This is a genomic window from uncultured Agrobacterium sp. (assembly GCA_913777615.1).
Taxonomy (GTDB): Bacteria; Pseudomonadota; Alphaproteobacteria; order Rhizobiales; family Rhizobiaceae; genus Agrobacterium.
Genome location: CAJYTK010000013.1, coordinates 142574 through 156493 on the forward strand (window position 1 = coordinate 142574; position 13920 = coordinate 156493).

The following is a 13920-nucleotide window of genomic DNA, read 5'->3' on the forward strand; positions in this document are numbered from 1 at the left end:
TTCAGGCCTTTAAAATATCAATTTGAACTGACTGTGCCAAAAAAACGGGGCGAGCCGATCATCGGCTCGCCTTCGTCTCTTCCTGCGGCAGCATAACCGTCGTTACGTTCTGATCGGATGCCGCAACCGAATTCGGGAGCGGTACGTTTCGCTGCTTCTCGCGCATCAGCGTCAACAGGCCGGACCCGACGATGAGCGCGATCCCCAGCACCATCCAGCCATCGATACGATCTCCGAAGATCAGGTAGCCGAATAGGATAGCCCAGAGCATCTGGCTATATTGCGTGGGGCCGATGACGGCTGCAGGTGCATATTGTGCCGCATACATGATGAGCACATTTGCCAAGGCTGCCAGCAGACCGTAACCTGCCAGCATCAGCCACTGCTCCGCGTTTGGAATGGTGAAAGTGGGGATCATCAGGACACCAGATACCGCGAGACATCCCAGGACGCCTGCGCCGTAGAGAGAGATGTTCTTTTCCCTCGGGCCGATCGCTCTGAATATGACGATGGACAGAGCCCCACCAACCCCGCCGATAATCGCACCCAGGTGGCCGATCGATAGTTCGCGAAAGCCTGGCCTCAGAATGATCAGCACGCCTGCAAAGCCGATAATGACCGCCGACCAGCGCTTGATACCTACCTGTTCCTTCAGGAAGATCACGGACATGATCGTGACGAAGGACGGAAGCAGAAATATCAGCGCGAAAGCTTCTGCCATGGAAAGATGGGTGAAAGCGACCACGCTGCCAATGGTGCTCGCGCCGGTGGCGAAGAAACGAAGCAGCCATAAGGACCGATTTGTCGTCTTGACGATATCCGTCCAGGCATCCTTGCTTTTTCGGATGAAGGGCAGAGCCATCAGGCCAAAGAGCGCTCCGAAGAAGCCAGATTGAACGGGTGGAAGCTGCCCATCGATCAGTTTGACGCATGCATCGCTGAATGCGTAGGCCGCAAACGCGGCAAAGGCGAGCAAGATGCCCTTCAACCTGCTGTCTGACACGAAATCACCGCTCAATCATATGAATGGAAAACCGGAGCGGCGAAGGGTCGATCAACGGATTCGCACGCACACGGTCAGTTCATCGCCCTATGCTCTTCCTCTTTCATCTTGGCAATGTCCCGTAGCGCATTAACAAGCACATCCGGCGTCTGCGCGCCGCTCACGGCATATTTTTGATCCAAGATGAAGAACGGCACGCCGGAGACGCCCATCTGTTGTGCGGCGTCAATTTCGGCCTTGATCGTGTCCTTGTCGGCATCCGATGTCAGCAGGCGACGCACCATCTCGCGATCCATGCCGCATGCGCCCGCAATATCGATCAGTACTGCGTGGTCACCTATATTGCGACCTTCTTCGAAATTTGCCTTGAACAGTGCTGTGACGATCTTGTCCTGAAGCTCACGCCCTTCTGCATGTGCCCAAAGCGACAGCCTGTGTGCGTCCAACGTGTTCGGACCTATCTTGATAGCATCGAAATCATAAGCGATGCCCACGTCGCGACCAAGCTCCGTGAGCATCTTGTGCGCCTGCTCGACGCGATCCTTGCCGCCTAGCTTCTTTTCCAACTCGGCCTTCTGATCGACGCCTTCCGCCGGATAATCCGGATTCAACTGATAAGGTCGCCAGTTGACGTCAACGCTGACCTCATCCTGCACTTCCGCCAAGGCGAGATCGAGCCGGGCCTTGCCGAGATAGCACCAGGGACAAACCACGTCCGAAACGATGTCGATGACAATGCGCTGCATGGTGCTGTTCCTTCCTGCTTTTGAATATGCATCTGATCTAGAGAGTCTGTCCTTGCGGCACAAGGCGTTACCAAAAGGGACCCTATCGGGTAGAGACGCGCATCTTTTTACTGCGCGCGCGCGTCCCACCACGTCTGCTTCTGGTTTCCGGTGAGCGGCGTTTTGTCCGGCCGATCGATGTATTTCCAGCGGGCAACCCATTGCGCGCCAATGTAATAGAGAGGGATTACATAATGCCCCGCTGTCAAAAGGCGATCATAGGCGCGAACCGCAACCTCGAAATCATCTGTTTCACGGGCCTGCAACAACGCTTCGATCATCCGGTCGATATCCGGATCGGCCACGCCCGCATAGTTGAAGCTGCCATTGGCGTCTTTCGATATCGAGCCCCAGCGATTGATCTGTTCTGCACCTGGAGAAAGCGAGGATGGGTATGAGCGGATGATCATGTCGTAGTCGAAGCTGTTGGAGCGCGACTGGTACTGTCCGTCATCCACGGATCTGATTGCCATATCGACGCCGATCAGGCGTAGGGAGCGCTGATAGGCCAAGGCAATCCGCTCCTGAGCGGGGTTCTGTGTCATGATCTCGAAGCGCAGGGGTGTACCGTTTTTATCCACCATCTTGCCGCCCTTTATGGTGAAGCCCGCTTCGGCAAGCGTCGTGACGGCCTTTTTCAACACGTTCCGGTCTGCGCCCGATCCGTCCGTTACCGGCATCTGATAGGTGCCAGAGAGTATGTTCGGCGGCAAACGTTTTGCCGCATCGCCCAGAAGCGCAAGTTCCTTGTCGTTGGCTGCATTGCCAAAGGCGCCAAGTTTCGAGTTCTGCCAGAAACTCTGGGTCCGTTTGAACGCGCCGCCGAGGATGTTGCGATTCATCCATTCGAAATCGAGGACATAGGACAGGCCCTCGCGCACCCTCTCATCAGCAAATATCGGGCGACGGGTATTGAAAACAAGACCGAACATGCCGGACGGCAGACCGGGCTCGAAGACGTCCCTGACGATATCGCCACGGTGAACCGCCGGAAAATTGTAGGCCTGCCCCCAATGGGATGTGTCGGACGTTCCGTTGATGGCGTCACCCTCCGGGTAGATGTCGATATCGCCCTTTTTGAAAGCCTCGAACATCGTCGTCACCTGGAGGAAGTAGATCACGCTGATTTCATCGTAATTGTCGAAGCCGACCTTCACCGGAAGGTCTTTACCCCAATAATTCCTGTCCCGTTCCCAGACGATCTGCTCGCCGGGACGCAACGTTTTGATTCGGTAAGGACCTGAACCGATGACCTTGCCAAGACCAGCCTGCTCGAATGTCTTTGGGTCCGTCGCATGCGCTGGTAGAATGGGCGTGGAGGATGCTAGAATCAGCGGCGTTTCGCGGTTGGCCTTGTCGTTGAAGGTAAAGCGAACGCTTCTCTCGCCTACCTTTTCCATTTTAGCCACACCGTTCAGACGGCTATCATAAGGAGGCCGGCCTTTTTCCTTCAACAGGTTGAAGCTGAAGATCACGTCTTCCGGGGTGACGGGTTTCCCGTCCTGCCAGTGCGCCTTCGGGTTGAGATTGAACTGGATATAGGTGCGTTCATCATCCCACTCTGCTGTTTCTGCAAGCAGTCCGTAGAGCGTGAAGGGCTCGTCATGTGAGCGCTGCATCAGGGGTTCATAGAGAAGATTGCCGAATTCCGGGTCCCAGACGCCGCGCGCCGTGGTTCGCATGCCCTTGAGAACAAAGGGATTGAGACTGTCGAACGTGCCGACGACGCCATAGGATACGCGCCCGCCTTTCTTGACGTCCGGATTTACGTAAGGGAGATTCTTGAAGTCCTCCGGCAGGGCTGGTTTGCCATGCATCGAAATGCCGTGAAGCGGTTCAGCCATTGCCATGCCGGAAAGAAGAAGGGCGGGAATGAGGGCCAAAAGGCTTCGCATGTCACTATCCTGTCGCATTCGGGCGATCAACTCGCGGTCCTTAAAACCGGTTCGACCATGCCCGTTTTGTATTGATTCCCGCCGAAACGTATCACAGCGGTCAGGGCCATCCGTTCATGGAAATCGTGTCGGATACAAGGAAAAAGTAAAAGAAAAGCTGGATATCGCGCCGAACGAGATGTAACAGAATGGCCGAAACACTCGGGTCACGCATTTGCCTCATTTAACCGACAGTGGAACGGGCAGACGGATACCGGCGATGTTGAGCGGCGCTCACATTAAGCGCTGCTTCGCATAAATTCAGGAGACGGAACTCTTATGATGCAAAATGCAAACACATTCACCCGGGCGGCCTTGTCGGCTCTCGTTCTTTCTCTGGGCGCGGTGTCTGCACCGGCTGTGTCTCAGGCTCAGCAGGCTGCCGCTCCGGCAGGTGCTCCGCCACTCGGCTGGTTCAAGACTTGCAGCAAGCAGGAAGACAATGATGTTTGCGTCGTGCAGAATATCGTTCTTGCTCAGAACGGCCAGATGATCACCGCTGTTGGGCTCATCAGCGTCGAAGGCAAGGTCAATCGCAAGATCCTGCAGGTTTCCGTTCCGACAGCACGTCTTCTGCCGCCAGGCATTGTCATGCAGATCGACGGTGGCAAGGGCCAGAAGCTCGATTACGCCGTCTGCCTTCCAGACAAATGCACCGCCGAAGTTCAGTTGACGGATGCGATGATCGCAAGCCTGAAGAAGGGCAATGAGGTTGTCTTCACATCGATCAACTTCCGCCGCGCGCCGAACCCGATCAAGATTGCCTTGAACGGCTTCACCGGCGCTTATGACGGCCAGCCGATCAGCCAGTCTCAGCTTGCAGAGAGCCAGCGCTCGCTGCAGGAAGGAATGCAGAAGAAGGCTGAAGAAGCCCGCAAGAAGCTAGAAGCAGCGCAGGATGCAGCCAAGGCTAAGCCGGCCAACTGATACCGTCTGAATGAATCAAAAAAACCGGCTTTGTATGAGGCCGGTTTTTTCATGTCTGGGCATTGAGACTGACAAGCTCAGTGCGTCATGGCCGATTTGGGCCTCAGTTCGCCATTTGGCGCCGTGTCGAATATCCGAAGGATATGCGGGTTGCGCAACGGCTGGTCGCTCTCGTCATGAACCAGGTTTTGCTCTGAAACGTAGGCGACGTATTCCGTCTCCTCATTCTCGGCAAGCAAATGATAGAATGGCTGGTCACGGTCTGGGCGTATTTCAGCGGGGATTGCGTTCCACCATTCCTCGGTATTCGCGTATTCGGGGTCAACGTCGAATATCACGCCGCGGAACGGAAACACCCTGTGGCGAACGACTTCACCGATAGTAAATTTCGCGTCTCTTTGTTTCATGGCATGTCATCCTTTCCCAGTATAATTTGGGTTATCACGCGGAAATATCAAGATGCTGGCTTCTTGTACGCCAGACTAGCCGGTTTTGCCCAACGGTGCCGTCGCAAGCACGACGCCTCCTGTTACAAGTACAATGCCAGCGGCGTGATATGGTTCGAACTTTTCTCCCAGAAACAGGGCCGCGAGAACGATCGACACGGGCGGCATCATATAAAGGGTGATACCGGCTGTGACCGGTCCGAAAACGCGGACCGTGTGCGTGAAGCAATAAAAGGCTGCAATCGAAGCAAATAGAATGATGCCACCGATCTTTGCCCAAGCCATAGGGGTAGAGGGGAATAGGCCGCCATTCATGAGTTCGACGCCGGCGAGCGGCGCAAGAACAAGAGCGCCCGAGAAGGCAATTGTGCCGAAGAGGCTCAGCGATGCAAGATCGCGCGCTGCGGGGTCGCGCAGGAGCAGAGAATAGATCGCAAAGGCGATCGCCCCGCTTAAGATCGCGAGATCGCCGATATTGAAATTCAACGCCCACAGTTGTGAGATATCTCCCTTCAACACGATCTCTGCCACGCCTGCGAAGGCAACGAGCATCCCGATGAGCTCCAGCCGCCTGATCGGCCGCGCCTGGAAGAGGCGCTGGAAGATGATGATAAAAAGCGACGACGTGGTGTAGATCAGCGTGCCGTTAGCGGCTGAGGTCATGGTTAGTCCCCAGTAGACCACGCCACCACACACCGCCATGCCCAGCGCGCCGAGTAACAGCCAGAGCGCGGTCTTCTTGCGGATGAAGCTCATACACGCACGCCAGTCCACTAGAATGAAGGGCAGCACCAAGAGAGTGGAGAGGGACCAGCGTAAAAAGGCTGCGGTGAAGGGTGAGACTTCACCGCTGATGCCGCGGCCGAATATGACATTGCTGGAAAAGAAGAAGGGAACGGCCAGAAAGATCAGCCAGTCACGCAGGCGAGGGGACGGGGCAGTACTCTTGCGCATTTCCGGTTTTCGCATGTCCTGGGAGGGCGATCAGCCCCGCTGTTGCTCTCAAAAGCGTAAGGCGCCCCGCAGGGCGCCTCTATGCGTTCGGGTTGCGTCAAATGGACAAAGCCGACGCAGGTAGGGAGAAAGGCACTCCGCAGGGCGCCTCACAACCCTTTAGGCCGAGTAGTACATGTCGAACTCGACAGGATGCGGGGTCATTTCGAAACGCATGACTTCCTGCATCTTCAACTCGATGAAAGCATCGATCTGATCGTCATCGAACACACCACCGGCGGTCAGGAACTTGCGGTCCTTATCGAGGCTTTCAAGCGCTTCGCGCAGGCTGCCGCAAACGGTCGGGATTTTCTTCAGTTCCTTTGGCGGCAGATCGTACAGATCCTTGTCCATCGGCTTGCCGGGGTGGATCTTGTTCTTGATGCCGTCGAGGCCGGCCATCAACATAGCGGCAAAGCCAAGATAGGGGTTCTGGGCAGGATCCGGGAAGCGAACTTCGACGCGCTTTGCCTTCGGGTTGGAGCCGAACGGAATGCGGCAGGATGCCGAGCGGTTGCGTGCCGAGTAGGCCAAGAGAACCGGTGCCTCATAGCCCGGAACCAGACGCTTGTAGGAGTTCGTCGTCGGGTTGGTGAAGGCGTTGATCGCCTTGGCATGCTTGATGATGCCGCCGATGTAATAGAGGCAAGTCTCGGAGAGACCGGCATATTCATCGCCCGCGAAAGTCGGCTTGCCGCCCTTCCAGATGGACTGGTGAACGTGCATGCCCGAACCATTGTCGCCGAAGATCGGCTTCGGCATGAAAGTTGCCGTCTTGCCGTAGGCGTTCGCGACCTGGTGGACCACGTACTTGTAGATCTGCATCTTGTCGGCGCTGGAGACCAGCGTGTCGAACTTGACGCCGAGTTCGTGCTGCGCTGCCGCCACTTCGTGATGGTGCTTTTCGACAACCACGCCCATTTCGCCGAGGACCGTCAGCATCTCGGAGCGCATGTCCTGGAGGCTGTCGACCGGCGGCACGGGGAAATAGCCGCCCTTGACGCGCGGACGGTGACCGAGGTTACCGGTTTCGTAATCGGTATCGTCGTTGGACGGCAGCTCGGAGGAGTCGAGTTTGAAGCCGGTGTTATAAGGATCCGCCTTGTACTTCACGTCGTCGAAGACGAAGAATTCAGGCTCAGGGCCAACAAAGACCGTGTCGCCGATACCTGATGCCTTAAGATAGGCTTCCGCCTTTTTCGCCGTGCCGCGCGGGTCGCGGTTGTAGGATTCGCCCGAAACCGGATCTAGAATATCGCAGATGATGACCATCGTGGACTGCGCGAAGAACGGGTCCATATGAACAGTTGCCGGGTCTGGCATCAGCACCATGTCGGACTCGTTGATGGCCTTCCATCCACCGATGGAGGAACCGTCGAACATGACCCCGTCGGCAAACATGTCCTCGTCTACACAGGCAATATCCATGGTGACGTGCTGCAGCTTGCCCTTTGGGTCTGTAAAGCGAAGGTCGACGAATTTGACGTCGTTGTCCTTGATCTGCTTCAAGATATCATTGGCGGTGGTCATAGCAATTTTCCTTGAGTGGTAATGTTCAACCCGGTGAAGCTTGAGCTTTTTCGGCTCGTCTTTTTATATGGCGTCAACACCCGTTTCACCCGTACGGATACGGATAACCTCTTCCACATTCGAGACGAAAATCTTTCCGTCACCGATGCGGCCTGTCTGAGCGGCATTGCGAATCGCTTCAATCACTGCATCCGCATTCTCATCGGCAAGCACGACTTCGACCTTCACCTTTGGCAAAAAGTCGACGACATATTCCGCGCCACGATAAAGTTCCGTATGGCCTTTTTGACGACCAAAGCCCTTGGCTTCCGTAACCGTTATTCCCTGGAGTCCGACTTCCTGAAGGGCTTCCTTCACTTCGTCGAGCTTGAAAGGCTTAATGATCGCTTCGATCTTTTTCATGAGAAAATATCTCTCCGCTTCTCCCGTTAAAGCGGTCTTTCCGCTCCACCACAAGAATGCACGTATCGTGCCAGATCGGAAGCGGGTTTGGATAAAAAATCTGCGAAAATTGACGGGGCGGAAGACATTTCACTGCGAGATAACGGTGGTGCGGGCCGAAAACAGTAGACGGAAGGCCGAAATCTGGAAAATTTGCCAAAAGCAATCGACATTTCAGCGTGCTAGCTCCGTCTGTTTCGATAATGGTTATTGATGATTTTATGTGCTTTTGCGTATTTTTTAATCTCAATGTCCCGCCTAAAAAAGCGTCGGTTGCGTTTCTTCAGTTTTTGCGATCAAGTGACAAATCATGTGTAATGATGATGACAAACGCCTGATCGACCCCGTCCGCATGAGCGGAATCGATGCCGCCGCGGACGCTAGCGGGATCGATGTCCGCGCGCTTATGGAACGCGCGGGGCGCGCGGTCGCGGCCTCTGCATTAAAGCACTATCCTGGGGCGGTCCGTTACGCTGTGCTTTGTGGCACAGGAAACAATGGCGGTGACGGATTTGTTGCCGCGCTGGCACTGCGCGAGGCGGGCGCTAAGGTCTCAGTCTATCTTTTCGGCGATAGTGCTAGGCTAAAAGGGGCTGCCAGGCAGGCCTACGAGAACTTAAGGCGCGATGAGGTCGATCCAGGCTGCCTTCCGCTTGTGGAGTTCATACCGCAAGATGGTGAGGTGGTGATCGATGCGATTTTCGGCGCAGGGCTGTCACGCGACGTCCCGCCAGACGTTTCTGCCGTAATTCATGCCGTTACGCAAGCGAAGACTCCTGTCATTGCGGTTGATCTGCCTTCTGGCCTGTGCGGACGTCGAGGTATCGTCCTTGGCACTGCTTTCAAGGCGGCGCACACGGTCACTTTCGTGGCAAAAAAGCCAGGACACGTGCTCATGCCCGGAAGGGAGTTGTGCGGGTGTCTCGAGGTTTTTGATATTGGCATCCCCCGTCGGATTGTCGATGCTCATTGCGCGCCTTTGTGGGAGAACCATCCGGGATTATGGGAAAACTGGCTTACATCGGATGATGTCGAGACGCACAAGTTCAAACGTGGACACCTGACCGTTTTTTCCGGTCCGTCTCATTCTACAGGTGCTGCGAGAATGACGGCGATAGCTGGCTTGCGCGCCGGTGCCGGTATCGTGACGGTTGCGGCGCCACAGGAGGCGATGTCCGTTCTCGCGGCAACCATGACCGCCGTAATGGTCACGCCTATGGAGAGCGAAGCGGCGCTTTCTGGCTGGCTGGCTGACAAGCGCCATGCAACCTTCGTGATTGGTCCGGGCTTCGGCGATCTTTCGAGGTTAAGGGCTTTCGTGTCGCTCTTGAGAGGTTGCGCGCTCGTACTGGATGCGGATGGCATTACCGCCTTCAAGGATGAACCGGAAACATTGTTTGCCTATTTTGCCGAGGAAGACCGTTCGCGGATACTCACACCGCACGAAGGCGAATTTGCCCGGCTTTTTCCATCTATCCATGCGGACCGGGGGATGGGGAAGATCGAGAAGGCGCTCGCGGCTGCGAAAGCCAATCATGCCGTGATCATCTACAAAGGTGCCGATACAGTTGTGGCGGCACCGGATGGCCGCGCAACCGTCAACACTAATGCGCCGGCTTCTCTTGCTACCGCGGGTTCTGGCGATGTTTTGGCTGGCATCTGCGGTGGGCTTCTTGCCCGTCAGGTCCCTGCCTTCGAAGCTGCCGCTGCGGCAGTCTGGTTGCATGGGCAGGCAGCGCAGCGGATTGGCGCAGGCTTGACAGCCGAAGACCTTGCTTCGGCTGTTTGCCCCTCCGTCCATCACGGCTCGGCGACCGGAACTCATTAAAATAATCGATGCGCCCGGAGACTCCTTTTTGGGCGCCGGCGCCTCTCTTAAAGCTTTGGGGTCCTGCTCGACCAGACCGGTTTGCTGATGGTCTGTAGTTCCGAGGCAGGCTGGCCTTCTATTCTTGCTAAAACAGCGCGTGCGAGTTCACGACCGGCCAGTTTGATGTCCTCGTTCATGGTATGGATTTCCGGGCGCAACCAGTTCAGGAACTCTGCGGACTGCTTGGAGACGACATCGATATCCTTGCCGATCTTCTTGCCGCTCGCTTCTATACCCGCGACGATCGCGATGGTGGAACTGCCGCTGATCGAAATGAGTCCGTCAGGGCAATCGCTACTGCTCATCAACTTGCAGCTTTCTTGTTTCAGTTGTTCCAGCGGGGTGTCGTTGTTGATACCCGGCAGGGTAAACTCTGTCAGGCCGAAATCTTGGAGGCCACGCTCAAAGCCTCTCCGGGCATAGCCGTGGTACGAAAACAGGCTCTGTGGCAGCAAAATAGCAACCCGCTTCCTGCCGCATTGGGCCAAACGCTTCATCGCCTCGTACACATAGGCCTCGTTGTCGAAGTCATGGAAAGGATGTTCGATGCCCATGCTGCTACGTCCGTGGGTCGCAAAGGGCATATTGCGCTCCGTCATCAGTCGCACACGCGGATCTTCCGGCCTAACCTTGGAGATGATCACACCATCCGCCGATCCAGTTTCAAGGATATAGCGGATAGGGGTCATCGTATCCTTCGCGTGCGTATGCGGCGTAACGACGAGATGATAGGGCGTGTTGGTCAGGACTTCCGTGATGCCGAACACCATCTGGGAGGTGAAGCCCATCAATTCCTCGTCCACGCTTAGCACCAAGGCAATGACATTCGTCTTGCCAGTGCGCAAACGAACGCCTGCGCGGTTGGGTTGATAGCCGATCTGTTGAGCGACACGTCGCACCCGCTCCTTGGTATCCGCGCCGATATCCGGGGCGTCCTTTAGAGCGCGTGATACGGTAGTGATGCCGAGGCCCGTCATATATGCGATCGTCTTCAGCGTCGGGCGCTCGTTCGAAGGGAGGGGGCGATCGCTTGCGTTTACGTCCGTTCTGTCGTTCATGTTCTGCGATCTCCCTTAACCGGACAGGCATGGTAGTTCGGTTTTCTGCCATTGCAAAGCTTCGTACATTACAAGCGGTACGGCTTACGACATTAGCGTCCTGAAACGATACAGAGGAAACACCAAAAGTGACGGGGTGCGTGATCCGAACGGCTATCATGATCGTTCGGTGACGGAGTTAAGATCGCCGTTCAATCTTGATAAAAGCGATGAGAATTATCTCTCAACAGTATGAAAATAAAAAGTGTCATCGTTTCATCTCTAAGGTTAGTCTGACGCTATCATCGATATCCCGTTTCTGAGGTGACGCTTTTGGTTTTTTACGATAACGTTTCCGTCTGGAGGAATTCCGACATGATCTTTCGTGATGTCGGATGAGTTATATCAGCGTGTTTTCGCAGTTCTGATAGTGGATGGAGTCGCGACGTTTTTAGCTGTTGCGGGAAGAGCAGGGCATTTGGAAATGGCATCAACCTACCCAAACGATATGGTGATCGATCTCTCCGGCCAGTGGCAGTTGACATCAGCCGAGGGCGATCACTCAACGATTATGACAATCCCGGGCGACGTTCATTCGGCTTTGCGGGCGGCGTCTGTCATTCCCGACCCCTACTTCGGTCGCAACGAGAACGATGTGCAGTGGGTCGCGTATCGCGACTGGATCATCGAACGTCGTTTCACAGTCGATGAAGTCGATGCCGACTGGTATCTCGATATAGATAATCTGGACACTGTTGCGGTCGTCTTCGTCAATGACATTCCGGTGCTGTCTGCCGACAACTGCTTTCGCCGCTACCGACCGGATGTGTCGAGAGCGCTTCAGCCGGGTGAAAACGTCATTCGTATCCATTTTCATTCCAGCATCAAGGCGGGTGCTGACAGGCAAGCGGCGCAGCCATTCTATGTGCCGTATCATCCCGGTAATTCGCCCATCCCCAACGGCAACCTCTTACGCAAACCGCAGTGCCACTTCGGATGGGACTGGAACATCGCCATCGCGCCGCTCGGCCTTTATGGAAATGTGATGCTGCGCCGGCTTGAGACGGCACGCATCGAGCATGTCACCACCACTCAGAATCACAAGGATGGTGGCGTAGAACTGCATGTGGAAGTCACGCTTCATGCCAAGCAGCCTGCAAGCTTGCCTTTGCATCTTTCGCTTGGCGCTGAGCGGCTGCGACTGGATTGTGGCGTCCACGCCGGTGATACGGTTATCCGGCATGTGTTTTTCATCGAAAATCCAAAACTTTGGTGGCCGGCAGGCAGTGGCGAGCAGGCGCTTTATACGCTGACCATCGACCTGCCGGACGAGACTTTGAAGCGCCAGATCGGCCTTCGCACCGTTGAACTTCTGACAGACGAAGACGAAGCGGGGAGCCGTTTTGCGCTTCGCGTCAATGGTCGGGAAATCTTTTGCCGAGGCGCGAACTGGATACCGTCGGATGCTCTGTTTTCGCTCTCGAACCAGGAAAAAACGAACGATTTGCTTCTATCGGCGGTGCAAGCCAACATGAATATGATCCGCGTCTGGGGTGGCGGCTTCTATGAGCCCGACTGGTTCTACGATCTTTGCGACCAGCTCGGCCTCATGGTCTGGCAAGACTTCATGTTCGCCTGCAATCTTTATCCCTGCACCGAAGATTTCCTCGACAATGTCGAGGTCGAGGTCGACTATCAGGTGAAGCGTCTTTCATCTCATCCCTCGATCGTGCTCTGGTGCGGCGACAATGAACTGGTGGGGGCGCTGAACTGGTTTGAAGAGTCGCGCAACAATCGCGACCGCTATCTCGTCGCTTACGATCGCCTCAACCGCACAATCGAGAAGGCACTGAAGAAGGCGGCACCTTCTGCTATCTGGTGGCCGTCAAGTCCTGCGTCTGGCTATCTGGATTATGGCGACGCATGGCATGCGGATGGATCTGGCGATATGCACTATTGGTCCGTCTGGCACGAGAACAAGTCCTTCGATGACTATCGAACGGTCAAGCCGCGTTTCTGCTCCGAATTTGGCTTCCAGTCCTACACATCCATGCCTGTGATCCGCACCTATGCAGACAACAAGGACATGAACATCGCCTCACCGGTGATCGAGCTTCACCAGAAGAATGCGGGTGGAAACGAGCGGATCGCGGGAACGATGTTCCGCTATTTCCGCTTCCCAAAGGATTTTGAGAATTTCGTCTATGTCAGCCAGGTCCAGCAGGCGCTCGCCATCAAGACGGCCGTGGAATATTGGCGCTCGCTCAAACCCCATTGCATGGGTACGCTTTATTGGCAGCTCAATGACACATGGCCCGTTGCCTCGTGGTCGAGCCTCGATTACGGCGGCAATTGGAAGGCTCTGCATTATGCGGCGCGACGCTTCTTCCAGCCGGTTTCTGTCTGCGCCATTCCGTCTGAAGACGGAAAAACCGTCCGCTTCTCCATGGTGAACGACACGCCGGATGATGTCGAAATCGATATGAACATCTTCGCGCTGGCGCTTGACGGCGTTCGCATTCCGCTGAAATCCGCCAGCGGTACCTGCGTACCGGATGCCGCCGCGCTATTGACCGAAATCGATCTGCACCAGCTTCCGGCTGGCGCGCTGCTTTCCTGGAATTTCATCGCCTCCAATGGCATGATGGGTGAGGGGCACCATGTCCGCGAGACTTACAAGGCGCTCGATCTTCGACCATCGGTTCTTACCCATCAGGTCAGCACGCTGGACAATGGAGACGTAGAGGTTGAGATATTGGCAGAAGGCCTAGCGCTCTTCGTCATGCTGGAAGCCGATGTTGCCGGGCGCTATTCGGACAATCTTTTTGATCTTGCAGCGGGAGAGAGACGCCGTATCGTCTTTTCACCAAGCGACAAGGCGCAGACCGGCAAGCCGGCGTTCAAGGTTTTCGATCTGTATACGTCGCAATCGCAGGCTTGAAGGCAGCGCGTGA

At 55.6% G+C, this 13920-nt stretch carries 11 protein-coding genes; 3 read left to right on the forward strand and 8 right to left on the reverse strand.

What is annotated here, in order from left to right; translation table 11 throughout:
• Window positions 1-58: 58 nt before the first annotated feature.
• The 3 genes from QZ862_RS12220 to QZ862_RS12230 form a co-directional block, all read right to left on the reverse strand.
• A complete protein-coding gene (locus tag QZ862_RS12220; protein WP_296100136.1) occupies window positions 59-1003 on the reverse strand; it encodes a DMT family transporter in 945 nt (314 codons plus the stop codon).
• A 74-nt stretch (window positions 1004-1077) separates the two neighbouring features.
• Entirely contained in the window at window positions 1078-1749 is a 672-nt protein-coding gene (locus QZ862_RS12225) for a DsbA family protein (RefSeq protein ID WP_296076045.1), read from the reverse strand.
• 107 nt (window positions 1750-1856) lie between these two features.
• Window positions 1857-3683 (reverse strand): extracellular solute-binding protein, encoded by a 1827-nt coding sequence (locus tag QZ862_RS12230; RefSeq protein ID WP_296100138.1) that lies wholly within the window; start codon window positions 3681-3683, stop codon window positions 1857-1859.
• Window positions 3684-4001: 318 nt separating this feature from the next.
• Here QZ862_RS12230 and QZ862_RS12235 point away from each other — a divergent pair, with 318 nt between their 5' ends.
• Complete coding sequence (locus QZ862_RS12235) at window positions 4002-4649, forward strand: invasion associated locus B family protein (protein WP_296018573.1); 648 nt, start codon at window positions 4002-4004, stop codon at window positions 4647-4649.
• A gap of 77 nt (window positions 4650-4726) precedes the next feature.
• On the opposite strand, the gene hspQ is transcribed toward QZ862_RS12235, so the two are convergent.
• The 4 genes from hspQ to QZ862_RS12255 form a co-directional block, all read right to left on the reverse strand.
• On the reverse strand, window positions 4727-5056 hold the full coding sequence (gene hspQ / locus QZ862_RS12240) for a heat shock protein HspQ (protein ID WP_296018580.1): 330 nt from the start codon (window positions 5054-5056) through the stop codon (window positions 4727-4729).
• 75 nt (window positions 5057-5131) lie between these two features.
• The gene (locus QZ862_RS12245) at window positions 5132-6049 is read right to left on the reverse strand and encodes a DMT family transporter (protein WP_296100141.1); all 918 of its coding nucleotides are present in this window, start codon (window positions 6047-6049) and stop codon (window positions 5132-5134) included.
• Window positions 6050-6208: 159 nt separating this feature from the next.
• Window positions 6209-7618: a type I glutamate--ammonia ligase gene (glnA, locus tag QZ862_RS12250; protein WP_296018608.1), complete on the reverse strand. Its 1410-nt coding sequence runs from the start codon at window positions 7616-7618 to the stop codon at window positions 6209-6211.
• A gap of 63 nt (window positions 7619-7681) precedes the next feature.
• Window positions 7682-8020: a P-II family nitrogen regulator gene (locus QZ862_RS12255; RefSeq protein WP_007753933.1), complete on the reverse strand. Its 339-nt coding sequence runs from the start codon at window positions 8018-8020 to the stop codon at window positions 7682-7684.
• 349 nt (window positions 8021-8369) lie between these two features.
• Between QZ862_RS12255 and QZ862_RS12260 the strand changes: the two genes are divergently transcribed.
• Window positions 8370-9887, forward strand: a complete 1518-nt coding sequence (locus QZ862_RS12260) for an NAD(P)H-hydrate dehydratase (RefSeq protein WP_296100144.1) — start codon at window positions 8370-8372, stop codon at window positions 9885-9887.
• A 47-nt stretch (window positions 9888-9934) separates the two neighbouring features.
• On the opposite strand, the gene QZ862_RS12265 is transcribed toward QZ862_RS12260, so the two are convergent.
• Window positions 9935-10987, reverse strand: a complete 1053-nt coding sequence (locus QZ862_RS12265) for a LacI family transcriptional regulator (RefSeq protein WP_296018617.1) — start codon at window positions 10985-10987, stop codon at window positions 9935-9937.
• Window positions 10988-11450: 463 nt separating this feature from the next.
• Here QZ862_RS12265 and QZ862_RS12270 point away from each other — a divergent pair, with 463 nt between their 5' ends.
• Window positions 11451-13907, forward strand: coding sequence for a glycoside hydrolase family 2 protein (locus QZ862_RS12270; RefSeq protein WP_296100146.1), 2457 nt, complete (start codon window positions 11451-11453; stop codon window positions 13905-13907).
• Window positions 13908-13920: the final 13 nt, after the last annotated feature.